This is a genomic window from Actinomyces sp. oral taxon 170 str. F0386 (genome assembly GCF_000195595.1).
Taxonomy (GTDB): domain Bacteria; phylum Actinomycetota; class Actinomycetes; order Actinomycetales; family Actinomycetaceae; genus Actinomyces.
Map to the genome: position 1 here is coordinate 21,677 of NZ_GL882555.1, position 22,945 is coordinate 44,621.

Here is a 22,945-nt window from a genome sequence, read left to right on the forward strand (position 1 = left end):
ATGCTGTCCCGTCTGTTCCTCCGTCGCTCACGCCGTCGCGCTGCGGTTTGCGCGTTGGCGGCCGCCAGCCTCGCCTTCTTCTACTCCGGTGACATCTCCCTGGCCGATGAACGTGATGATGCTGTTGCCAACCAGAACGAGGCGCAGCGTAAGCAGCAGGAGGTCGTCTCCTCCCTCGAGGGGGTCAGCGCAGACCTGGGGCAGGCCTACATCTCACTGCAGAACGCTCAGACGTCCCTGACCGCTGCGGAGACTGAGCTGACCAGCGCTGAGACGACTCTGGCTGAGAAGGAGAGGGAGAAGCAGATTGCCAGTGACCGTCTGACCACGGCGCAGAACAGCCTCGACACGGTGAAACAGGAGTCGGAGGCCTCGAAGAAGACTGCTTCGGAGACCTCCGACTCCGTGGCGGAGATCGTGGTGTCCACCTACCAGGGTGACAACTCGGTCACCTCCTGGAGCTATGTCCTTGCCTCGCAGGACGTCGAGGATCTCAACCAACGTGCCTCCGCCGTTGAGATCGGCTCCGGGGTCCAGGAGGCGGTGCTCTCCGCCGCCGAGGTCGAGCGAGCCCAGAACGCCAACCGTGAGGCCAGGCAGAATGCCGCCACCACGCGGGTGGGCACGCTCAAGTCCGAGGCGGACACCGCTGAGGAGAATGCCAAGACCGCTCGTGACACGGCTCAGACCAAGCGGGACGATGTCGCCAGGCTGGCAGCTGAGAAGCAGGCCGCCGCTTCAGCACTGGAGAGCCGCAAGAGCGACTTGCAGACCCAGCTCGACCAGGCCAACGCCGATGCGGCGGCCGCAGCGGCTCGTGTTGCGGAGATCGATGCCGCTAACCGAGCCGCGGCCAGTGCCGGCTCCATGCCGTCGGTTCCCTCCAGCTCGATTGCCTCGGACTCTCTAGGAGACGGCTACATCGGCCATCCGATCACTGGTCCGCTCGAGGTGACATCACCTTTCGGCTACCGCGTTCATCCAGTCACGGGGACCGGAACCGGACACCAGGGAGTCGACTTCGCCGCGAGTGAGGGGACGCCGCAGTACGCCTCTGTCTCCGGAGTGGCCACCTACTGGAACTCCGAGTCCTGCGGCATCGGCATCGACATCAACGGCGGCATCATCGACGGGCACTCCTACGTCATCACCCTGTGCCACCTCTCGGGGCGGGCCATCGCCGACGGCCAGTACGTCAACCGTGGCGACGTCGTGGGCTCGACTGGCTCAACCGGCTACGCAACCGGGGCGCACGTCCACTTCCAGGTGGCCCAGGACGGGGTGTACATCGACCCGATGTCACTGCCCGGCTTCTAGCCGGAGGGCTCTTGACGGACCCCGTAGACTCCTGATCCTGCGCGGGCGCGCTCACATCCCGTACTCGTGAAAGGACAGGCCGATGACTCCTGCCGCAAAGTCTGCTCGGGCTCCTAAGCCCACTGCCGGGCAGAAGGCCAAGGCCGCCTCCGACGCCCACAAGACGGTGGCCCGTAATCGCAAAGCGACCCACGACTACTTCATCGAGGACCGCTATGAGGCTGGACTGGTCCTGACCGGTACTGAGGTCAAGGCTCTGCGCATGGGACGAGCCTCGCTCACCGAGGCCTGGATCGAGATCGACCGTTATGGTGAGGCCTGGCTCCAGGGTGCTCACATTCCCGAGTACCTGCAAGGGACGTGGAACAACCACTCGCCGCGGCGCAAGCGCAAGCTGCTCCTGCACCGCAGTGAGCTCGAGCGCCTCGAGGGCAGGGTACGGGCCAAGGGATACACGGTGGTCCCGCTGGAGCTGTACTTCATCGGTGGGCGTGCCAAGCTGGAGATCGCCCTGGCTCGAGGGAAGCAGGACTGGGACAAGCGCCAGGCACTGCGTGAGGCCCAGGACAAGCGGGAAGCGGCTCGCGCCATGGCGGCTGCCAACCGGCGTCGGGACTCACAGGGAGTGCGATCGCGTCGTTCCTGAGACGTTGGGTGTTTGGTGCATGGAGCCGTTGCATCCAGCTGTGATGCAGTGAGCGGTGTCATCCTGTCATCGATGCTATTGCACTGCTAGAATCGTCTGGCTTCGTTGAGAGCACGTTCCGGGCTTCCTTCGGGAGGCCGGTGACAAGTTCATAGGGGATGATCGGTTTCGACGACGGTCGTAGGTTCAGGAGAAGCGGGTCGAGGATGCGCAGTCATCTCGTCAACGCTCTGCGCGAATCAATAGGTGCCGATAACACTCGCACCGACTTCGCCCTCGCCGCCTGAGCGAGCCACGAAGTCCGTCAGCCCGGGGATCGCTTCCGCCCCGGTTCCTGGCGTCATCTAGGAAGCCACTGCTGTGAGTCCGTGTCGGTAGGGCTCTCAGGACTTTCTATCGACTGAGCCCGTCGGTGTCCTTGCTCGCGTGAGACACCGGGGCCGAGAAAATCGCTAGCGAGCTGCACCCGGAGAAGTCCTGTTGTGCGCCCGTCGGACGGGGGTTCGATTCCCCCCATCTCCACGACTCCTCTGAAGGGGCCCGCTGAACCTCAGGGTTCAGCGGGCCCCTTCGTTGAGCAGGCCTGTTCCGGGCTCCGAGCGGTTCCCGTTGGTACCGTGCTGACCCATGTGCTGCGCTGTGAGGGGGCCACGGTCTTGCGTCGAGCAAGCGGGTTCAGGCGAGGACTGCTAGGAGTGGGGCGTAGTGCCGGGTGGTGGCCTGGCGGTAGGCCTGGACGTCTCCGGCCCGGGCCGCCTGGAGCATGGCCCGGTGAGCTCGGGCGGTTGTCAGCATGTCCTCGGGCCTGGGAGCGCCCAGGAGGGGGACGGTCAGGGTGTGGATGGCCCAGAAGGCCTCGGTCAGGTGCAGGAAGAGGTGGTTGTCCAAGGGCTCGAGCAGCCGCATGTGGAAACGGCGGTCCTGCTCGGTGAAGAGCTCTCCCTTTTGTGCGTGAAGGTCCATCTGTGCGACGATCTGATCGAGCTCGGTGTCTTGTCGGTTCTTCCAGGCGTGGGTGACGGGGCCGGCCAGGGCGTTGTCGAGGGTGATGCGGACCTCGACGATGTCGCGCAGTCCGCGGTGGTCGTCTCCGGGGTTGAGCAGGCCTCTGAAGACGAGGGACTCGACCATGGGGCGCATGGAGACCTTGCCGACGAACATGCCGTGTCCGTGGCGGACCTCGACGATGTCGAGGGCGACCAGGGTGCGCACGGCCTCGCGCACGGAGGAGCGGGACACGCCCAGGTCGGCGCACAGCTGCGACTCCGTCGGCAACGCATCACCCACCTGAAGGCCAGCTCTCAGGATGAAGTCCTTGATCGCGGTCATCGTGGTCTCGGCCTGAGTGGCCGGGGATGTCATCAAGGTGGAGTAGGTGCCGTGGGGAATCACTGCCTCCTTCGCGCCAACTATGATGCTTGTCTCATTATTTGCTGGGTCGCCTGCTCTGCCCGGCTTGGGTGCTCTGCTCACGATACTGCTCTTCTCGGTGTCGGCCACGGTTCTTGCCCTGTCAATCATTGTGATCACTGCGTTGTGAATCCGCTCGTCGAACAGTCCCGCCCCTTGGGCGGACTGCGATGATCGAGCGGTTGACCTGCGAGGTTGTGAGTGGTCTGGACGTCCCCACCTCTGCTACAGTCATCCTACCAACGTCAGACATAAGACGTCAGACTTCAGGAGAGAATCAATGGCGATCACAACTCCGGCTGGCTCCAGCCGCCGGGACTTCATCAGGCTGACCGGCACCCTCGGAATGGCTGCTGGTCTGGCTGTCAGCCTGGCGGCCTGTGGTGGTAAGGCCAAGACTGCGGGCGGCGCAAAGGGTAGTGCCATGGCCACCGATCAGGAGGTCACCCACAAGGACGGTGTTATCACCGCTGGCATTTCCTACGAGCTGGGGACCAACGGCTACGACCCCATGACGACGTCGTCGGCCCTTACGGTAGCCGCCAACTGGCACACTCTGGAGGGGCTCACCGAGCTCCACCCGGCTACCCGGGAGGTCTACGCGGCTCTGGGGGCCGACATGCCCAAGAAGGTGGATGACACCACCTACGAGGTCGCGCTGCGCAAGGATGCGAAGTTCTCCGACGGTTCGGCGGTGACTGCCGATGATGTCGTCTTCTCCTTCACGCGGGTGCTCGACCCGGCGAACAAGTCGCTGTACTCCCAGTTCCTGCCCTTCATTGACAAGGTTGAGGCCAAGGACGCGGGTACGGTGACGATCAAGCTCAAGTACGCCTTCTCGTTGGTGGCCGAGCGTCTGAGTGTCGTCAAGATCGTCCCCAAGGCGATCGTTGAGGCTGACGCCAAGGCCTTCGACATGAGCCCCACCGGGTCCGGCCCCTTCAAGATGACTGATAACGGCGCTGCCAGCCAGAAGGTCGTCTTCGAGCGCAACGACAACTACAACGGCCCTCGTCCGGCGTTGGCCAAGTCCATGACCTGGCAGGTCCTGCCCGACGACACCACCCGCACCAACGCGATGAGCTCCAGCTCCGTGCAGGCGATCGACGCCGTCCCCGCGGCCAACCTCTCCACCCTCAAGGAGCCGGTCAAGGTGGCGGCGCAGCAGGGTTTCGGGCTGCTCTTCGCCATGTTCAACAACACCACCTTCTCCAATGTCAAGGCGCGCCAGGCTGTGCTCTACGCGCTGGACTACGCCAAGATCTGTGACACCAGCATGGCCGGCCTGGCGACGCCTGCGACCTGCTTCGTCCAGGAAGGGCACCCCGCCTACAAGAAGGCCAAGACGGTCTACTCCATGGACGCGGCCAAGGCCAAGTCGCTGCTGGCGGAGGCCGGCATCACGACCATCAACGTGCTGTGCACGGACCACGGCTGGTTCTCGGCGGTCAGGCCTGTGATCCGTGAGAACCTCGAGGCCCTGGGGGTGACAGTCAACTACGACGAGAAGAAGTCCGCGGACACCTACTCCTTCATCGACTCCTCTCAAGGAGCGTGGGACGTGCTCATCGCTCCTGGAGACCCCTCGGTCTTCGGCAATGACGCGGACCTGCTCATGCGCTGGTGGTACGGCGGCGACGTGTGGACTGAGACTCGTATGCACTGGAAGGGCTCGGAGAGCCAGGTCGCGATCCAGGCGCTGCTGGATGAGGCCGTCAAGCTCGAGGGTGACAAGCAGGTCGCCAAGTGGCAGGAGGCTTTCGACAAGCTGTCTGAGGATGTTCCGCTGTACCCGATCTTCCACCGCAAGACTCCGACGGCCTACGACTCGACGACGTTGGAGAACTTCAAGCCGATCTCGCTGACTGGTCTGTCCTTCGTGGGGACGGGATCGTCCAAGTCCTGAGGTCTGTGCCCGGGCGGCACGGCAAGCCGGTGCTGGTTGGCCGTGCCGCCCGAGCCGTTTTCAGGTCTCCGGGACCTCTGGGGTCGGGAAGCGACAGACTTGCTATCTGACGTCAGACATCAGACAATTGGAGTGGCGGTGATCCTTCCCAGCCGCCAAGCCACCCAGCCGCCCTCCTCGGCGGCAGGACGCTAACGCAAAGGAGCATTTCAGTGTCCAACCTCATCCGCCTGATCGGACGGCGCCTGGTCGCGCTGCCGGTCATGGTGCTGGGCGTGACGCTGCTCGTCTTCATCGTCATGTCGTTCTCCTCGGCTGACCCGGCGCGTCTGGCGCTGGGCGAGTCGGCAACGCCAGACGCCCTCGAGCAGTACCGAGTCGTCCACCACCTCAACGATCCTCTTCTCAAGCGGTTCTGGGACTACCTTCTGGGGCTGGTCCACGGTGACCTCGGCACCTCCTTCACCGGAGTCAGGATCTCCGACATGGTGGCCGACGCCTTCCCGATCACTCTCCAGCTGACCTTCATCGGAATCTTCGTGGCCGTCATCTTCGCCACGATCCTGGGGATCATCGCAGCCTTGTACCGCGACAAGTGGCAGGACCAGGTCATCCGCGTCATCTCCATCGCCTGCCTGGCGACCCCGTCCTTCTGGCTCGCCCTGCTGCTCATCCAGTGGTTCTCCGACATTCCAGGGGGAACGGGGGCCTTCCCCGCGCTGGTATCCGAGTGGGTTCCCTTCAGCGAGGATCCAGGAACGTATCTCAATCAGATCTTCCTGCCGGCACTGGCCATCGCGGTTCCCAACACCGGATCCCTCACACGTGTGGTGCGTACAGCCATGGTTGAGGAGCTCGACCGCGACTACGTGCGCACCGCTATCGGTGGCGGTATTCCCAAGAACATCGTGGTGGCCCGTAACGTGCTGCGCAATGCGCTCATCACCCCGCTGACCGTGCTGGGCCTGCGCATCGGCTACGCCATGGGCGGTGCCGTCGTCATCGAGATGATCTTCAACATCAAGGGGATGGGACAGCTCATCTTCCAGGGCATCACTCGTAACGACGTCAACATCGTCCAGGGAGTCTCCATCACGGTGGCGCTGGCCTTCATCCTCATCAACATCGTCGTTGACATGCTCTACGTCCTCGTCAACCCACGAATCAGGAGCATCTGATGCTGCACCGTTCCACACTGGATAAGGCCTCGCGGCCCGGGTTGCGCTTCCAGGGCTGGAAGGCGCTGCCCCTCGGCTCCAAGATCGCCATCATCGTGCTGGGCCTCATCGCCCTGATCGCCGTCCTGGCCCCTGTCGTCGCCCCCTACTCACCCGGTGCCACCGGGCTGGCGGAGGCCAAGACCACCTCCTACATCGAGGGTGTCGGCGAGGTCACCGCCACCGATCCCGTGGTGGCTCCCTCAATGTCTCACCTGTTCGGTACCGACGGCACTGGCCGTGACATCTTCTCCCGCGCCGTCTACGGCGCCAGGGTCTCGCTGGTCGTGGGGCTGACCGCCACCGGCCTGGCGCTCCTGGTGGCCTCCGTACTCGGTGCCGTCGCCGCCACCTCCCGCAAGTGGGTCGCTGAGACCCTCATGCGCGTGCTCGACGTCGTCATGTCCTTCCCCGGTATCGCTCTGGCGGCCGTACTCGTCTCGGCGATGTCGACCCGCCTGCCGATGCTGCCGGTCATCATCATCTCCATCGCCATCCTCTACATCCCCCAGCTCACCCGCGTGGTGCGCGCCAACATCATCTCCCAGTTCGGGGAGGACTACGTGGCGGCCTCCAAGGTGATGGGGGCTCCGGTGCCCTGGATTCTTCTCAAGCACGTGGCCCGCAACTGCATCGCCCCGATCATGGTCTTCGCGACCGTCTTGGTGGCCGATGCGATCGTCTTCGAGGCCTCGCTGTCCTTCATCGGTGCGGGTATCAAGTCCGTCAACACCCCGACCTGGGGCAACATGCTCTCCGAGGGCAAGGAGCTGCTCCTGTCGGGCCACTGGTGGCCAACCTTCTTCCCCGGCCTGCTCATCCTCATCACCACCTTGTGCCTCAACGTCCTGTCCGAGGGGCTGACCGATGCGATGGCCTCGCCGCGCATCAAGGCCAAGCCCGACGTCCAGGCCGATGAGGAGGCCATGGAGACTCAGGAGACCCTGGACGCCTGGGATGACGCCGCCGAGGCGGTGACCTCCAACGCGACTGTCGCCGACGGGGATGACGCCGCGAACGGACTGAGCTCGCTGACCGGCGTCGTCGCTCCGGCGGCCGAGGATGTGCCCCTGTCCGAGCGACTCGCCTCCCTGCGGGTGGCCGAGCTCGCCCGTCGCGACCGACTCGTCTACAAGGACACAGAAGAGGACCCCGTCCTGGAGGTCAAGAACCTCTCGATCGCCTTCCCCGAGCAGCACGGCGAGGTCGACATCGTCGACGGCGTCTCCTTCTCGGTGCGTCCTGGCGAGACCATGGGTCTAGTGGGGGAGTCAGGTTGCGGTAAGTCCATCAGCTCGATGGCCGTCATGGGGCTGCTGCCGCCGTCGGCCCGGCTCTCCGGCGAGATCCTGTTCAAGGGGCGCAACATCCTGGAGATGACCCCCACCGAGCACAACGCCCTGCGCGGCCACGAGATGAGCATGGTCTACCAGGACGCTCTGTCGTCACTGAACCCCTCCATGCTCATCCGCACCCAGATGGCTCAGCTGACCTCGCGCGGCGGTACTCGCAGCGCCGAGGAGCTCCTTGAGCTGGTGGGGCTCGACCCCAAGCGCACACTGCGCAGCTACCCGCACGAGCTCTCCGGCGGTCAGCGCCAGCGCGTTCTCATCGCCATGGCACTGACCCGGGACCCCTCACTGGTCCTGGCCGACGAGCCGACGACGGCGCTGGACGTGACCGTCCAGAAGCAGGTCATCGACCTGCTCAACGAGCTGCGTGAAAAGCTCGGCTTCGCCATGGTCTTCGTCTCCCACGACCTGGCGCTGGTGGCTAAGCTGGCTCACCGCATCACCGTCATGTACGCGGGCCAGGTGGTCGAGCAGGCCCCCACCAGTGAGCTGCTGTCCAACCCCGTTCACGAGTACACCCGGGGTCTGCTGGGGGCCGTGCTCTCCATCGAGGCCGGTTCCAAGCGGCTCCACCAGGTGCGTGGCGTGGTCCCCTCACCCAGCGAGTTCGTCAAGGGAGACCGGTTCGCTCCGCGATCGGCTCACCCGACGGTCGGTCTGGACACTCGGCCCGTGCTCAAGCCCGTGCCGGGCACGACGGAACACAGCTACGCCATCACCCCCGAGCTCGAGGCTCTGCTCGCGAAGGAGAAGCACTGATGCCGTCCAACACCTCTGCATCGACCTCATGGAGTGAGGACCAGCCGGTCGTTGAGCTCAAGGAGGTCAACGTCATCCACAAGTCCCGCACCGGGGGCCTGTTCCACCCGGACACGGTCCACGCGGTCAACAACGTCTCACTGTCCGTCAAACGCGGGGAGACGCTGGGGCTCGTGGGGGAGTCGGGCTGCGGCAAGTCCACGACCGCTCGGGTCATGGTGGGGCTGCAGGCGATCACCTCGGGCGAGGTCATCTTCAAAGGACGTCCCCTGGGGCGCTCCGCCTCCGACCGTCGCGAGCTGGGACGCAGCATCTCGGTGGTCTTCCAGGACCCGGCGACGGCTCTCAACCCACGCATGATCGTGCACGACACGCTCATCGATCCGCTCAACGTCCACGGGATCGGTTCGCCCAAGGAGCGCGAGGCACGCGTGCGCGACCTGCTCCACCTGGTTGGTCTGCCGCCCAGTGCTCTCAATGTGCTGCCCCGGCAGATCTCCGGCGGTCAGCGCCAGCGCGTCGCCATCGCCCGCGCCCTCGCACTGGACCCGGACATCATCGTGGCCGACGAGCCGACCTCCGCCCTGGACGTCTCCGTGCGTGCCCAGGTGCTCAACCTCCTCCAGGACCTCAAGGCGTCACTGGGCCTGGGGCTGGTGTTCATCAGTCACGACATCAACACGGTGCGCTACGTCTCGGACCGGATCGCCGTCATGTACTTCGGTAAGATCCTCGAGCTCAACACCACCGAGGAGATCTTCAACAACCCTCAGGAGGAGTACACGCGCACTCTTCTGGCGGCAGTACCTTCGCTGCTCGACGCCTGAGCAGACAGCCCCGGCCACTGCCGGTGGCGCCAGCCTGTGAGGGGCGGACCCACGTGGGTCCGCCCCTCACGCGTCCACCAGTCCTGTTTGAACGACCTTGTCATTGTCGATATCGCCGGTATCGGAGTGGAGAAGCCGATTTGATGATTGCGAGGAAATGAATCATTAATCTCGTGTGAACTCGGTGCTGGTGAGCATTGACTTCCAGGTCACATGTCGAGTAGATTACTCATGTCGGTTCAGCGAGGAACCGACCGCGGCTTCTATGGTCGCCAACAAAGATGTTGATTGCGGAGGAGGGTCCTATGTATGTCACGGCGCCATGGCGCGTGACCACGGCCGCGCGGCGTCAGTCTGTCGTGCGTGAGGGTCGGGGCCCCTCTGTCATTTGCCTCTGACGGCTGGTAGAGAGCCGTAATCCGTTTAAGAGGCGGGCGAGGTCGCAGTGTGTGGCCTTCCAGGTCTCTGTGACTGCTCTCGATCCTGGAGCGACGAGAGCCTGACGGCGTGCTTGGTCCGCTGAGGCGAAGTACGCCTGCTGCCAGACGCATTCTTGATGAGCCCGTCTCACTGTGATGAGTATGAGCGGGTGTGAATGGCAGTCGAATGATCCGTTGACAGAGACCTCTGTGTCTTTTTCGAGATAGGTGAAGCGCTCATGGAATCAGTGTGCGCAACGATGCGCCTTGAGGAAGAAGTCCTCAGGAGTGAAAGAGGGAGTATCTCCTTCGAGTTCAGGTCACGATCGGACGGAAACCTGTTCGCATTACGAGGGGCCGATGGAGCCCGTCTCGACATGCGCATCGTGGGATCGTCGCTCGTGTACGAGGCTGCGGTTCCAGACGCGTGGAACAAGCTGGAGGCCGAGGACGTCCGGTCTCTCGACGACGGGCGCTGGCACAGCGCCGCCGTCACTGTCAGCCCCTCCGGCACTCGCCTGTACCTGGACGGCTACCAGGTCTTCTGCGGTACCACCACGGCCTTCCTCAAGGATCTCCCTGGTTTGACGCAAGCAGTCCTGGGACAGGGCGACAGTCCGGAGGTCGCCGCGTTCAGAGTGCACCCCGAGGTGCTGACCTCACGCGAGGTCCTGGCGCTGTCACAGCGTGCCGAGCCACTGGTCGAGTTTGCCGCGAACCGTCTGAGCCCCTACGACGTCGCCCGTTTCGCTGACGCTCGGCATGGTTCCCTCTGGCTGCGCTTCCGGGTACGGGGCCGTATGCAGCAAGGAGCCCTCCTTGCAGCCGGCGGACTCGGACGCGAGCAGCTCGCCGTGACGGTCGGGCCGGAGGGGATCACCTATGCCGGTGTGAGCAGGGCGGGCGTGCGCCGAGAGGTCAAGGCCTCCGGCGCATGGAGTGACGGCGGCTGGCACGAGGTCGTGATCACCGTGGGGCACGGTGCGGTCGATCTCTACGTCGATGGGTTCCGTGAGCAGCACGCTCCCGGTGAATTCTTCCTCGGCCAGGTCGAGGGGCTCGACGAGGTCGTCGTCGGTCAGGACTGCGACGGCGTGCGCCTGTCCGGCGAGGTTCAGCGAGCGGGGATCTACGACTACGCCCTCAGCGACGCGCAGATCAAGCGTCTGTGCGAGGCCGAGCCGATCGAGACCGACGCCCTGTTCGACCGGGGATACCGAGGCTCGGCGTCCTACCGGATCCCGTCTCTCCTCACGCTGGCCTCCGGCACCATCCTGGCCGGGGCCGACCAGCGCGTCTCCAACGCCAACGACTCTCCCAACGACATCAACTTCGTCGTACGTCGCTCCCTCGACGGCGGACAGAGCTGGGAACCGGCACACACCGTCATCGACTGCCCGGGCAGTGGAGAGGACGCCTCGTCGGTGATCGACTCCTGCATGGTCCAGGACCCGCACACGGGGAGGATTCACGTCCTCATTGATCACTTCCCCGGTGGGATCGGGCAGCCCAACTGCTGGGCGTCCACCGGATTCGACGAACAGGGACGAAGGCTCTTGCGGGACCTCGGCGATGAGCGCTACGTCGTTGAGGAGGACGGTGCGGTCACGACGATCGATGGGCAGGCAACTGCGTTCCGGGTCGAGGCCGACGGCACCGTTCTCCGAGACGGCCACCCAGCCGGCAACATCGAGCTCGCCCCCGGGGCGGACCCGGATGAGAGCCTTCTGGCCATCCCGACCAGCTACCTGCAGATCGCCCACTCCGACGACGACGGCGTCACGTGGAGCAAGCCGCGAGACCTCAACCCCCAGCTGAAGCAGCCGTGGATGAGGTTCCTGGGCACCTGCCCGGGCAACGGCATCGCCCTGCGGCACGGCCCTCATGCCGGACGTCTTGTGGTGCCTCTCTACTTCAACAATGACAGAAACTGGCTGGCCATGTGCGCCACCGTCGCCTACTCCGACGACCACGGGGAGACCTGGCGGCTCAGTCACGGTCCCAACGAGGGCAGAGAGACCTCCGACGGCCAGCTCGACCCACAGACATTCGTTGATGAGACCTGGTCTCTGCACGAGGCGACTGTCGTCGAGCGGCAGGATGGGACGCTCCTGCTGTTCATGCGCAACCAGCACCCTCATGGTCGTGTCGCGGTCAGCGAGTCCCACGACGCAGGACAGACCTGGGGGACTGTCCGCTTCGATGAGGACCTTCCCGAGATCTGGTGCCAGCCCAACGCGATCCGCCTGCCCTCGCCCGAGGACGAGGACCGCATCGTCTTCGCCAACGCCTCGCTCATGCTCCCGTTCCGGGGCTGCGGCGTCATCCGGCTCAGCCTCGACGGTGGACGTACCTGGAAGCGCTCGCGGACCTTCAACCCCGGTCACTACGTCTACCAGTGCATGTGCGTCCTGCCCGACGGGAGGATCGGGCTGCTCTGGGAGAACGAGTGCCAGGGACTCTACTTCTCACGCCTCCCCCTGAGCTGGTTCGACGCCGACATCGAATCCATCGAGCCGCACACCATCGCGGATCAGGGCAGAGGCTTATGAGGCCAGCTCCTCGATCCGTCCTACACCGCTCATCCATGCCCCCTTCATCGTCCGTTCAAAGGAGAACCGTTATGACCCCGTCCATCCCCGTCCCGTCTCACCCATCACTCACCTTCAACCGCCGCAGCTTCATGATTCTGGGAGGCGTCGGAATCTGCGGGGCGCTCGCCGCGTGCGGCGGTCAGAGCTCCTCGGAGGAAGAGGAGACAGGGCCGCTGCGCGGCACCGTCACCATGTGGTCATCCTTCACCCAGGGACCACGTGCCGACTGGATGAAGAAGATGGCTGAGGAGTTCCACACCAAGAATCCCGATGTCACCGTCAAGATCGAGCAGTTCTCCTGGTCCGAGTTCAACACCAAGTGGACCACCGGGCTGACCTCTGGACAGGTGCCGGACATCTCCACTGCTCTGCCCAACAACGTCGTGGAGATGATCAACTCCGAGGCCCTGGTCCCACTCGACAAGGTGATCGACTCCATCGGCCGCGACCGGTTCCCCAAGCCGGCGCTGGCCGAGGGGCAGTCGGACGGAAAGTCCTACTCCGTGCCCATCTACTCCCACGCTCAGGTGATGTGGTACCGCACGGACGTGCTGCAGTCCAAGGGGCTGTCGGTGCCGACGACCTGGGATGAGCTGGCCACTGCGGCCAAGGCGGTTGGAAGGTCTGATGATCTCTACGGGTTGTCCGTTCCCTTGGGAACAGGGGACATGCTGGGGGCCCGCTACCTCAACTTCTACGTTCGTTCCGCAGGCCAAAGACTGCTCAAGGACGACGGTACGGCCAATCTCACCTCCGAGACTGCCCTGAACGGCATCAAGTACTGGACTGACCTCTACAAGTCGGTCTCCCCGGAGGGGGCCTTGGATTACGCCGTTCTCGATCAGGCAACGCTCTTCTACCAGGGAAAGACCGCTTTCGACTTCAACTCCGGATTCCATATCTCCGGGGTGACTACCAACCGCCCCGACCTGGTCGACTCCATCGCCGCGGCGCCACTTCCCAGGATGAAGGCCTCCGATCCGGTCAACTACCCGGCCGAGGTGTCGAACGTGCCTCTGGTGGTGTGGGAGGCCTCCAAGGTCAAGAAGGAGGCCAAGGCCTTCCTGGAGTTCCTGTTCACCAAGGACGATTACATCGAGTTCCTCCACTCGGTCCCCGGTGGCATGCTCCCCGTCCTCAGTGACATCTCACAGGACTCCAGCTACCTGAGCAACGAGACGATCCAGAAGTACTCCGACTCGATCAAGGTGATCCAGGACCAGGTCGGCGTCGGCAGCGCCATCGGTATGGAGAAGGGGCCGCTCGTCCAGGCCGGAGTACTCACCAGCCAGGGACTGATCGAGAAGATGTATCACTCGATCATCATCGATGGGACCGATGTCGAGACCGCCGCCAAGGACTGCGAGAAGAAGCTCAACGAGGCGTTCAAGTCGGCAGGGGCCAGTATCAAGTGAGTCGGAGAGCTGGTGGGGGCGTGACGTCGTCCCCGCCACCCAGTCCGAAAGGTGAACTCATGACACATGTCAAAAGAATGAACTGGACCGGTGTCTGCTTCGTGGCGCCGTCGATAGTCGTTGTTCTTGCTCTTCTGATATACCCGGTCTTCTCAAGCATCTGGTACTCCTTCACAGACAAGAACCTCTTACGCACCAACTACCATGTGGTGGGGATCTCCAACTACACGGACCTGCTCGGCTCCTCGAGCTTCTGGAACGCATTCGGGGTGTCGATCAAGTGGACCGCGGCCTCGCTCGTCGGTCAGCTCGCGGTGGGAATGGTGCTGGCTCTAGCCCTGGATCGGGTCCCGCGCGGATCGGGACTGTTCCGCACGCTTCTCATCGTGCCCTGGGCGTTCCCGGCCATCATCACCGCCTTCGCCTGGAAGTGGATCCTCAATGATGTCTACGGGTTCGTCCCCAATCTTCTGACGTCTCTCGGTCTGACCGATAAGAACACGGCGCTGCTGGGGAACCCCGCGACGACCTTCTGGATCGCGCTGCTCATCAATATCTGGTTCGGCGCACCAATGTTCATGGTGAACATCCTCTCTGCTCTGAAGACTATTCCTCAGGAGCAGTACGAGGCCGCCATGGTGGATGGCGCCTCCGGGTGGCAGAGATTCAGGTTCATCACCTTGACGCATATCCGAGAGGTCATCGGGCTGCTGGTCATCCTGCGCACCATCTGGGTCTTCAACAACTTCGACATGCTCTTCCTCCTCACAGGCGGTGGCCCAGGGGAGAGGACGACGACGCTACCGATCTTCGCCTATCAGGAGGGCTGGAACCTGCGCCAGCTCGGTGTCGCCTCCACGGTGACGATCCTGCTGCTCATCTTCCTGCTGGTTCTGGCCTTCGGTGCTTTCAGGATGCTCAATCGCTGGGAAAAGGAAAGGGGCTGAATCATGCGACGTGCTGGTCGTAGTCCGTGGGGTACGGTGTGCGTGTACCTTGTTCTCATTGTTGCCGCCTTCGTCGCGGTGTTCCCGCTCGTGTGGGTTGTCTCCTCTTCCTTCAAGACCTCTCATGAGCTTGCGCAGAGCCCACTGCAGCTGTTCTCAACCTCGCCGACGCTCGAGCACTATCGCAAGGTGATCGAGGAGATAGGGTTCCTGGTGAACCTGAAGAACTCGCTGCTGATCGCAGGCTGCTCGACGGTCATCGCCGTGGTGGTCTCCATGCTCGGCGCGTACGGGATCGTCCGATTCTTCCCACGGGTCGGGAAGCAGCTGACCAAGATCCTCATTGGGACCTATATGTTCCCGCCGATTCTGCTTGCCATCCCGTACACCATCACCATGGTCAAGCTCGGCCTCATGAACAGCTATATCGGGTTGATCATCGCCTATCTCTCGTTCTCGATCCCCTATGCGATCTGGATGCTCATCGGCTTCTTCCAGACGGTTCCTATTGGGGTGGAGGAGGCGGCGGCTGTCGACGGGGCGAGCCGTTTCAGGGTGTTCTGGCAGATCTCGGTCCCCATCATCCTCCCCGGGATCGTGGCAACCGCCGTCTACACCTTCATCAATACTTTCAACGAGTTCCTCTACGCGCTCCTGTTCATCACCGAGTCGGACAGGATGCCCGTCGCAGTCGGCCTCTACTCTCTCCAGGGGTCGGAGGTTCTCGACTGGGGAGCCATGATAGCTGCTTCTTCATGGTCATTCAGAAGCACATCTCGGGAGGGCTCTCGGAGGGCTCGGTCAAGTAGCCCCTCCGTTGCCCGCCCTCAGTCCCGCCTCCTGTCGCCCCGGTGCCTGCGACGCAAGTGATCGCGCGTGCGCATGCACCGGGGTGGCGCTAAGCGGGAACATCTGCAAGAATACCTCATGACGTCAGATGTCAGACGTCATATAACCTTTCAATGAAGAGAGACATCACATGGACAACCGTTTCACCGGCGTCATCCCGCCGGTCGTCACCCCATTCACCGCCGAGGGCGAGATCGATCTCGACAGCCTGGACAAGGTCGTTGAGCACCTCGTCGTCGGGGGTGTCAACGGCCTGTTCGCCCTGGGGTCCTCCGGAGAGGTCGCCTACCTCACCGACTCCCAGCGCGACGCCGTCATCGAACGCGTCGTCAAGAAGGCCGCGGGCAGGGTACCGGTGCTCGCCGGAGCCATCGACACCACGGCCCACCGTGTCATCGACCAGGCCCGCCGCGCCGTCGCCCTTGGAGCCGATGCGGTCGTGGCGACCTGTCCCTTCTACGCGCTCAATGACGCCGAGGAGATCAAGGCTCACTTCCGCGCCATCGCCGCGGCCATCGACGTTCCGGTCTTCGCCTACGACGTCCCCGTGCGTCTTGGTGGAGCGAAGCTCGGCCGCGACCTGCTCGTCGAGCTGGGCAAGGAGGGCGTCATCGCCGGCGTCAAGGACTCCTCCGGCAACGACGTCGCCTTCCGCAGGCTCGTCGCGGCCAACGAGGCGGCGGGGCACCCGCTCGCCCTCCTGACCGGTCACGAGTGCGTCGTCGACGGCATGCTCCTGCTGGGGGCGGACGGACTCGTCCCCGGTTACGGCAACGTGGACCCGGTTCGCTACACCGAGTTGTGGAAGGCCTCCCGCGAGGGCAAGTGGGACGAGGTACGTCGTATCCAGGACGAGATCTGCGCCGGATTCGAGATCGTCTTCGTTCCCCAGGGACGTTCGGCCGACGCCACCGGCATCGGCGCCTTCAAGACCGCCATGGAGGCGATCGGGATCATCGCCACCAATGAGATGGCCTTCCCGGTCAAGGCGCTTCAGGGCGACACCAAGGACGCAGTCCTGGAGATCGTCAAGGCTCAGGGCCTCGTCTGATATCCCGCCGGTCGCGTACCCGACGGCCTCGATGTCGAGCGAGTCGGGTGCGCGGCCGGCAGTCGCATCGGTGGCTGCTTGCGGGCCGTGCTTCGCCTGGCCCCGGAACAGCCATCGCCTTGATCCCGAACCATCTTTTCCTTAAGGCGGCGCCCCGTGCCGCGCACCAACCTGGAGAGCGTCATGAGCCAGGATGTCCTCCCATCCGCCCCCATCAACCCCTCACCGTCCGGCGAGGCCCCGCTCGTCGTCGGACTCGACCTCGGCGGCACCAAGATGGCCGCCGCCCTGGTGGACATCGACGGGACCCTGCAGGGGCCGGTGGCCTCCTGCCCGACCCCGGCCCACGACGGCCCAGCCGCCATGCTCGAGGCCATCAGTGCCCTGGTGCAGAAGGTGGTTACGGCAGGTACCCATCGGGCCCCGGGTGCAGCCGTGTCGATCGTGGCGGTCGGCATCGGTACCGCCGGCGTCGTTGACGTCGAGCACGGGACGATCCTGTCCGCCACCGACGCCATCACCGGGTGGGCCGGCACGAGGGTCGCCGCCGGCGTGCGGGAGCGGCTCGCGACCGCGGGGCTGGGTGCGCTGCCGGTCCACGTCGAGAACGACGTCGACGCCTACGCCGCTGGTGAGGCATGGCTCGGCGCCGGTGCCGGCGCCGAGGTCGTCCTCATGGTGGCGGTGGGTACCGGAGTCGGCGGTGCCCTCGTTATCGAGGGGCGAACCCGTAGGGGTGCCCATCACGTGGCCGGCGAGATCGGTCACGTGCCTGTCCCCGGCGCGCAGGGCGAACCCTGCACATGCGGCAGGCCGGGGCACCTCGAGGGCGTGACCGCCGGCCCGCAGATCCACCGCCGCTACCTGGCCAAGGGGGGAGAGCCCGAGGTTCCCGACGCTCGCGAGGTGGAGAGACGCGCGGCCGCGGGGGACCGTATCGCTCAGGAGGTCTACCGCGACTCGGCGGCCTGTCTGGGCAGGGCGCTGGCGGGACTGGTCACCGTCATCGATCCCGACGTCGTCGTCGTCTCCGGTGGCCTGGCCCGAGCGGGCGACCTGTGGTGGGAGCCTCTGCAGCGGACCTTCGCCGCAGAGATCATCGACCCCCTGGCCTCCATCAAGATCATTCCCGCCACCTTGGGGACCACCGCGCCGATCGTCGGCGCGGCTCGCGGCGCCCTCGCCCTGGCCTGCAACAACGACAACCACCGCCCCTAGCCACCAGCTTCTGCACCATTCAGACAGGACACACCTATGACCGAGCAGTCACCATCACAGTCTTCAACGGACGTACAGACCGCCTCCACGGGGCTCCATCCCGTTCTGGAGCGCATGAGAGGAGGGCTCATCGCCTCAGCCCAGGCCTACCCGGGCGAGCCGATGCGCGACCCCCGCACCATGGACGAGGTGGCACAGGCCTGCGTCGCCGGCGGCGCCGTCGGTATCCGCGCACAGGGACTGGCGGATCTGGCCCTCATCTGCCAGCACGTCGACGTCCCCGTCATCGGCCTGTGGAAGGACGGTCACGACGGCGTCTTCATCACCCCGACACTCACTCACGCCATTACCGTGGCCGCCACCGGGAGCCAGATCGTGGCGCTGGACGGTACCCGCCGCCCCCGTCCCGACAAACTGAGCCTGGCTCAGACCGTCGAGGGTCTCCGTCAGGCCCGTCCGGAGGTCCTCATCATGGCCGACTGCGGGTCCCTGGATGACGCCAGGGCCGCTCAGGATGCCGGGGTCGACATCCTGGGGACCACCCTGGCCGGCTACACCGGGGAGCGTCCCAAGACCGACGGCCCCGACCTCGAGCTCGTCGACCAGGTCGCCGGTATCGCGGAGGTCCCACTCGTCGTCGAAGGGCGGGTTCACACCCCCGCGCAGGCAGCTGCCGTTATGGAGCACGGAGCCTTCGCCGTCGTCGTCGGTACCGCGATCACCCACCCGACCACTATTACGTCGTGGTTCGTGAACGCCCTCCCCGGTGCCCTGTGGAAAGGCTGAGTGGAAGGGCTGTCCAAAACGGCGCCGTTCCGCGGCTTGCTCTGCGTGTGACGGGTGTGACTGCTGGGGTGCAAATGTGCGAATTGTTACTCGCCATCCAGCGCGACACTCCGGTCTGACCTGACAAACCCAAGGTTTTATGCGTAGCGTTGCCAGAAGTGGCACCACACAAGGGTGTCCGTCCACGATCGAGAGGGAAGACATGTCCGTCAACCGCACCGAGCTCATCGCCGCCATCGCCGAGAAGGCCGGCCTGACCAAGACCGACGCCGACGCCTTCCTGGGAGCCTTCCAGGATGTCCTCGTTGAGAACGTCGCCAAGGGTGAGGCCGTGAAGATCACCGGTCTCATGGGTATCGAGCGCGTCGAGCGTGCCGCACGCACTGGCCGTAACCCCCGCACCGGCGAGGAGATCCAGATCCCCGCCGGCTACGGCGTCAAGGTCACCGTCGGTTCCTCGCTCAAGAAGGCTGTCGCCGAGTGATACGTGGGGCCGTGCCCCTGACATCCTGATTCCGGTCCGTTGCCGCCCCGTCGAGGTGTGGCAGCGGACCGGAATCATGTGCGTGTCCCATTTCTGTTTACCGCGGGACCGGCGCAGGTCATTGTGAGGCCGTGGCTGTGTCCCTGATGATGCTCAGGGGCCTGAAGGAGTAGGTCAGTACCTCCGATCTCCTCCTGTCGGCGGAGGGTTGAATAAGTAGGCGCTTTTACAGTAGAAGCATGTCTGCGTCCACGCCTGCAGCGAGTCAGCCTGATCGCCCCGACACGGTCGCCGCACTGGCCGGGGTGCCACCCGGCTCCGCCTCCGTGCCAGCACTTCGGCTGGTGGGGCTGGTCAAGACCTTCGACCGCAAGATCGCGGTGGATCAGCTGAGTCTCGATATCCCGGTCTCCAGCTTCTATGGCATCGTCGGCCCCAACGGGGCGGGTAAGACGACCAGTCTGTCGATGGCCACCGGTCTGCTGCGTCCCGACGCCGGGCAGGTGCTGGTCCATGGCGTCGACGTGTGGGCTGAGCCCAGGCGGGCCAAGGCCCTCCTGGGGGTGCTGCCCGATGGGCTGCGGACCTTCGACCGTCTCAACGGTTTGGAGCTCGTCACCTACTCCGGCCTTCTGCGTGGTCTTGAGCGCGATGTCGTCGTGCCTCGGGCAACAGAGCTGGTCAAGGTCCTGGGACTGTGGGACGCCGGCACAACCCTGGTGGCCGACTACTCAGCGGGAATGCGTAAGAAGATCCACCTGGCCTGCGCCATGGTGCACTCACCCTCCATCCTGGTCCTGGACGAGCCCTTCGAGGCCGTCGACCCGATCTCGGCGCAGACGATCCAGGCGATCCTGCGAGACTACGCCGCCGCCGGCGGGACCGTGGTCATCTCCAGTCATGTCATGACCACCGTGCAGCGCCTGTGCGACCACGTAGCCATCATCAACGCCGGTCGGGTCGTCGCAGCGGGGACGACGGAGAAGGTCGCGGTCGGCGGGGACCTCGAGCAGCGCTTCACCGAGCTGGTGGGGGCCCAGGTGCGAACGGAGGGGCTGTCATGGTTGCGACCCTCGTCAAGCTGAAGTGGCGCCTGACCCTCAACGCCGTGACCAAGAGCACATGGGCTGTCGTCGGCACCGTGATCGGGGTCCTCTACGGGCTGGGAGTGCTCGGCATGGTGCTGGCCGGCGCCGTCGGTCTCGGGCTGAGAACGGATACCCAGGTCATCGCGCTGCTCATGGGCGTCCTCGGGGCGCTGCTGGTAGCCGGTTGGGCCGTGGTGCCGCTGCTCGTCACCGGGGTCGACTCCACCCTGGACCCCCGAGCCATGGCCGCCTGGACCGCTCCGTCGCGAGGACTGGCCATCGGGTTGCTGGCCGCCGGCGCACTTGGTGTCCCCGGCTGCCTGACGGCTGTCATCTGCCTCGTTCCGGCCCTCACCTGGCTGGTAGCGGGCCAGATTCTGGCGGCGCTCCTGGCATTGCTGTGCGCACCGGCCGCCCTGGCCACCTGCATCATCCTCTCCCGTATCGTGGTGACGGCTGTGGGAGTCTCCTCCTCCCGTCGAGGGCGTGAGACGACAGCGATCATCGCCTTCCTGTCCTTTTTAGTGGCCACTCAGCTGCCGAACCTGATCCCCAGGATCATCGGGGACGACATTGCCGGCTTTCTCGAGCGACTCAAGACCATTGCTCAGGTCATGGGGCTGACTCCCTTCGGGTGGGGCTTCACCGCCCCCGGTCTCATCGCCACCGGCTCAGCGCTGCCGGCACTGATGCTGATGATCGGCGCCTGGATCGTCCCGGTGGCCCTGTTCCCCGTGTGGCAACGCGTCGTCGGCAGAGTGATGACCTCGCCGGGGACGGCGCAGACTCGCACCCGCGCCTACTCCTCGCGCGGCAGACGCATCGGGGACGGGCACGCCGACCCACGTGGGGAGGGCCAGATTGATGTGCTCCCATGGGCTCACAGACTCGGTTCCGTACTGCCGCGTCCGGCGGCCGCCGTGGCCGCTCGCTGCCTGCGCTACTGGCGTACCGATCCCCGGTACCTGGTCCAGCTCCTGTCTATCCTCCTCGTGCCCGTCATCCTCGTCCTGGTTCCCGCCCTCAACTCCAGCCGATTCGTCATCATCGTCAACGGTCAACGGCTAGGAGGCAGCCTCGCCCTCGGACACGCCCCGGTGCTCCTGCTGTGCATGGCGCCGGCGCTGGCGATGTTCATGGGATGGGTGATCCACGACGACCTCGGCCTGGACTCCACCGCCCTGTGGAGCCACATCAGTGCCGGTACCAGCGGAGCGCACGACCGACTGGGGCGGGTTGCCGGAGCGGCTCTGTGGCAGGTGCCCCTGCTGATCGCCGTCGAGGTGACCATGGGGGCGTGGACCGGGTACTGGGCGGCGCTGCCCGCCGTCTCCGGTGCCTGTCTGGCCCTCTACGGCTGCGCGCTGGGATGGTCCTGTCTCACCAACGTCCTGCTGCCCTATGAGACGCTTGCGCCCGGAGACAGCCCTATGCGCTCGCGGACATCGGGAACCGCTCTTCTCGCCTCCATCGTCCAGGCGGTGGCGATGCTCCTTCTCCTCGCCGTCTGCTCGCCTGTACTCGGGGCGGCGGCCTACGGCGTCGTCCAGGGCTCGCCGATGTGGGGATGGGCGGCGCTCGTCCTGGGGGGCGCGTGGTGCTCTCTGGCGCTCTGGGGCGGCGTCGTTGTCGGTGGTCGTCTGCTCGACCGGCGCGGTCCCCAGGTTCTTGCGACGATCCGCTCCTGGCCGGGGCACGCCCAGCCAGTGTGATTGCTGTGGTCACATCGTCGTAGAGTGATCGATTCTGATAAATCGGGGTAGGATTGCTGTAAAGTCGCTCAAGAATGTGGCGGCTCACAGAGGTCAGTAGACTCAGAACACCCAGTCGATATGTCAGAGAGGACATCACCGTGCAGCTTGTCATTCTGGACTCCGCTCAGGCGCTCGCACAGCGGGCGGCCGATGAGATAGAGGCGCTGCTCAAGGACAAGCCGGCAGCCGTGCTGGGGACCGCCACCGGGTCCTCACCCCTGCCCCTGTATGACGAGCTCGCCACGCGCTGCGCCGCCGGCCGCATCAGCTTCGCCGAGGTCACCGGCTTCATGCTCGACGAGTACGTAGGCCTGCCCGCAGGGCACCCGGAGCGCTACGCCACCTTCATGGAGACCAATCTGCGTTCCCGCGTCGACATGCGCCCCGGTGCCCTCCGCGGTCCGGACGCGCTGAGCGAGGACCTTGAGGCCGCCTGCCGCGACTACGAGGCGCAGATGGCGGCAGCCGGCTACTGCGACCTGCAGATCCTCGGCATCGGATCCGACGGGCACATCGGATTCAACGAGCCCGGCGGCGACCTCGACTCGCGCACGCACGTCGGCGAGCTCCACGAGCAGACCCGCCGCGACAACGCCCGCTTCTTCGACGGCGACGTCGACGCGGTACCCACCCAGTGCATCACCCAGGGGCTGGCCACCATCATGGAGGCCCGCAAGCTCGTCCTCATCGCAACCGGGGAGGGCAAGGCCGAAGCCATCGCCCAGCTCGTGGAGGGCGAGGTGAGCCCCGAATGGCCGGCAACCGTCATGCAGCGCCATGACGACGCCCTGGTGCTGGTCGATCCCGCGGCTGCCAGTAGGCTCGCCTCGAGACCCTGACGGAGGCGTCGCGCCTCTCAGGGAGAGCCTCCCCACAGAGCCAGGGTGGGGTGGGCGACTGCCGGTG

The 22,945-nt window shown here is 65.0% G+C and carries 18 protein-coding genes and 1 other RNA gene; 18 read left to right on the forward strand and 1 reads right to left on the reverse strand.

Annotated features, from left to right (window positions below; translation table 11 throughout):
* The 3 genes from HMPREF9056_RS10595 to ssrA all read left to right on the forward strand — a co-directional run bounded on the left by HMPREF9056_RS10595 (position 1) and on the right by ssrA (position 2,488).
* Entirely contained in the window at positions 1-1,317 is a 1,317-nt protein-coding gene (locus HMPREF9056_RS10595) for a M23 family metallopeptidase (RefSeq protein WP_009404973.1), read from the forward strand.
* 82 nt (positions 1,318-1,399) lie between these two features.
* Positions 1,400-1,963, forward strand: coding sequence for an SsrA-binding protein SmpB (smpB, locus tag HMPREF9056_RS10600; RefSeq protein ID WP_009404974.1), 564 nt, complete (start codon positions 1,400-1,402; stop codon positions 1,961-1,963).
* A gap of 154 nt (positions 1,964-2,117) precedes the next feature.
* Positions 2,118-2,488, forward strand: a transfer-messenger RNA (tmRNA) gene (ssrA, locus tag HMPREF9056_RS13815).
* A 150-nt stretch (positions 2,489-2,638) separates the two neighbouring features.
* Here ssrA and HMPREF9056_RS10605 read toward each other — a convergent pair.
* A complete protein-coding gene (locus tag HMPREF9056_RS10605) occupies positions 2,639-3,325 on the reverse strand; it encodes a FadR/GntR family transcriptional regulator (protein WP_253270014.1) in 687 nt (228 codons plus the stop codon).
* Positions 3,326-3,653: 328 nt separating this feature from the next.
* On the opposite strand from HMPREF9056_RS10605, the gene HMPREF9056_RS10610 reads away from it, so the two are divergent.
* The 15 genes from HMPREF9056_RS10610 (at position 3,654) to nagB (ending at position 22,878) form a co-directional block, all read left to right on the forward strand.
* Positions 3,654-5,279, forward strand: coding sequence for an ABC transporter substrate-binding protein (locus HMPREF9056_RS10610; RefSeq protein WP_009404977.1), 1,626 nt, complete (start codon positions 3,654-3,656; stop codon positions 5,277-5,279).
* Positions 5,280-5,491: 212 nt separating this feature from the next.
* On the forward strand, positions 5,492-6,457 hold the full coding sequence (locus HMPREF9056_RS10615; protein WP_009404978.1) for an ABC transporter permease: 966 nt from the start codon (positions 5,492-5,494) through the stop codon (positions 6,455-6,457).
* Positions 6,457-8,607 carry a dipeptide/oligopeptide/nickel ABC transporter permease/ATP-binding protein gene (locus HMPREF9056_RS10620; protein WP_009404979.1) on the forward strand — a complete coding sequence of 717 codons (2,151 nt, stop codon included), beginning with the start codon at positions 6,457-6,459 and terminating at the stop codon, positions 8,605-8,607. The genes HMPREF9056_RS10615 and HMPREF9056_RS10620 overlap by 1 nt, the downstream gene beginning before the upstream one ends.
* A complete protein-coding gene (locus tag HMPREF9056_RS10625) occupies positions 8,607-9,434 on the forward strand; it encodes an ATP-binding cassette domain-containing protein (protein WP_009404980.1) in 828 nt (275 codons plus the stop codon). The genes HMPREF9056_RS10620 and HMPREF9056_RS10625 overlap by 1 nt, the downstream gene beginning before the upstream one ends.
* 658 nt (positions 9,435-10,092) lie before the next feature.
* Entirely contained in the window at positions 10,093-12,405 is a 2,313-nt protein-coding gene (locus HMPREF9056_RS10630; protein ID WP_034514457.1) for a sialidase family protein, read from the forward strand.
* Positions 12,406-12,476: 71 nt separating this feature from the next.
* The gene (locus tag HMPREF9056_RS10635) at positions 12,477-13,862 is read left to right on the forward strand and encodes an ABC transporter substrate-binding protein (RefSeq protein ID WP_009404982.1); all 1,386 of its coding nucleotides are present in this window, start codon (positions 12,477-12,479) and stop codon (positions 13,860-13,862) included.
* 59 nt (positions 13,863-13,921) lie between these two features.
* Positions 13,922-14,809 carry a carbohydrate ABC transporter permease gene (locus HMPREF9056_RS10640; protein WP_172635267.1) on the forward strand — a complete coding sequence of 296 codons (888 nt, stop codon included), beginning with the start codon at positions 13,922-13,924 and terminating at the stop codon, positions 14,807-14,809.
* Positions 14,810-14,851: 42 nt separating this feature from the next.
* A complete protein-coding gene (locus HMPREF9056_RS10645) occupies positions 14,852-15,679 on the forward strand; it encodes a carbohydrate ABC transporter permease (protein WP_009404984.1) in 828 nt (275 codons plus the stop codon).
* Positions 15,680-15,788: 109 nt separating this feature from the next.
* A complete protein-coding gene (locus tag HMPREF9056_RS10650) occupies positions 15,789-16,709 on the forward strand; it encodes a dihydrodipicolinate synthase family protein (protein WP_009404985.1) in 921 nt (306 codons plus the stop codon).
* Between the two features lie 183 nt (positions 16,710-16,892).
* Entirely contained in the window at positions 16,893-17,927 is a 1,035-nt protein-coding gene (locus HMPREF9056_RS10655) for an ROK family protein (protein WP_009404986.1), read from the forward strand.
* 36 nt (positions 17,928-17,963) lie between these two features.
* Positions 17,964-18,713, forward strand: coding sequence for an N-acetylmannosamine-6-phosphate 2-epimerase (locus HMPREF9056_RS10660; protein WP_009404988.1), 750 nt, complete (start codon positions 17,964-17,966; stop codon positions 18,711-18,713).
* Positions 18,714-18,915: 202 nt separating this feature from the next.
* A complete protein-coding gene (locus HMPREF9056_RS10665) occupies positions 18,916-19,197 on the forward strand; it encodes an HU family DNA-binding protein (protein ID WP_003783064.1) in 282 nt (93 codons plus the stop codon).
* 239 nt (positions 19,198-19,436) lie between these two features.
* The gene (locus tag HMPREF9056_RS10670; RefSeq protein WP_034514458.1) at positions 19,437-20,282 is read left to right on the forward strand and encodes an ABC transporter ATP-binding protein; all 846 of its coding nucleotides are present in this window, start codon (positions 19,437-19,439) and stop codon (positions 20,280-20,282) included.
* Positions 20,258-21,997, forward strand: coding sequence for a hypothetical protein (locus tag HMPREF9056_RS10675; RefSeq protein ID WP_009404990.1), 1,740 nt, complete (start codon positions 20,258-20,260; stop codon positions 21,995-21,997). The genes HMPREF9056_RS10670 and HMPREF9056_RS10675 overlap by 25 nt, the downstream gene beginning before the upstream one ends.
* A 140-nt stretch (positions 21,998-22,137) precedes the next feature.
* Positions 22,138-22,878, forward strand: coding sequence for a glucosamine-6-phosphate deaminase (gene nagB, locus HMPREF9056_RS10680; RefSeq protein WP_034514459.1), 741 nt, complete (start codon positions 22,138-22,140; stop codon positions 22,876-22,878).
* The last annotated feature ends 67 nt before the right edge of the window (positions 22,879-22,945 follow it).

Coding starts and splice junctions, on each gene's coding strand:
- HMPREF9056_RS10595 (WP_009404973.1), top strand. CDS start 1: ATGCTGTCCCGTCTGTTCCTCCGTCGCTCACGCCGTCGCGCTGCGGTT.
- smpB (WP_009404974.1), top strand. CDS start 1,400: ATGACTCCTGCCGCAAAGTCTGCTCGGGCTCCTAAGCCCACTGCCGGG.
- HMPREF9056_RS10605 (WP_253270014.1), bottom strand. CDS start 3,325: ATGACATCCCCGGCCACTCAGGCCGAGACCACGATGACCGCGATCAAG.
- HMPREF9056_RS10610 (WP_009404977.1), top strand. CDS start 3,654: ATGGCGATCACAACTCCGGCTGGCTCCAGCCGCCGGGACTTCATCAGG.
- HMPREF9056_RS10620 (WP_009404979.1), top strand. CDS start 6,457: ATGCTGCACCGTTCCACACTGGATAAGGCCTCGCGGCCCGGGTTGCGC.
- HMPREF9056_RS10625 (WP_009404980.1), top strand. CDS start 8,607: ATGCCGTCCAACACCTCTGCATCGACCTCATGGAGTGAGGACCAGCCG.
- HMPREF9056_RS10630 (WP_034514457.1), top strand. CDS start 10,093: ATGGAATCAGTGTGCGCAACGATGCGCCTTGAGGAAGAAGTCCTCAGG.
- HMPREF9056_RS10635 (WP_009404982.1), top strand. CDS start 12,477: ATGACCCCGTCCATCCCCGTCCCGTCTCACCCATCACTCACCTTCAAC.
- HMPREF9056_RS10640 (WP_172635267.1), top strand. CDS start 13,922: ATGACACATGTCAAAAGAATGAACTGGACCGGTGTCTGCTTCGTGGCG.
- HMPREF9056_RS10650 (WP_009404985.1), top strand. CDS start 15,789: ATGGACAACCGTTTCACCGGCGTCATCCCGCCGGTCGTCACCCCATTC.
- HMPREF9056_RS10655 (WP_009404986.1), top strand. CDS start 16,893: ATGAGCCAGGATGTCCTCCCATCCGCCCCCATCAACCCCTCACCGTCC.
- HMPREF9056_RS10660 (WP_009404988.1), top strand. CDS start 17,964: ATGACCGAGCAGTCACCATCACAGTCTTCAACGGACGTACAGACCGCC.
- HMPREF9056_RS10665 (WP_003783064.1), top strand. CDS start 18,916: ATGTCCGTCAACCGCACCGAGCTCATCGCCGCCATCGCCGAGAAGGCC.
- HMPREF9056_RS10670 (WP_034514458.1), top strand. CDS start 19,437: ATGTCTGCGTCCACGCCTGCAGCGAGTCAGCCTGATCGCCCCGACACG.
- HMPREF9056_RS10675 (WP_009404990.1), top strand. CDS start 20,258: ATGGTTGCGACCCTCGTCAAGCTGAAGTGGCGCCTGACCCTCAACGCC.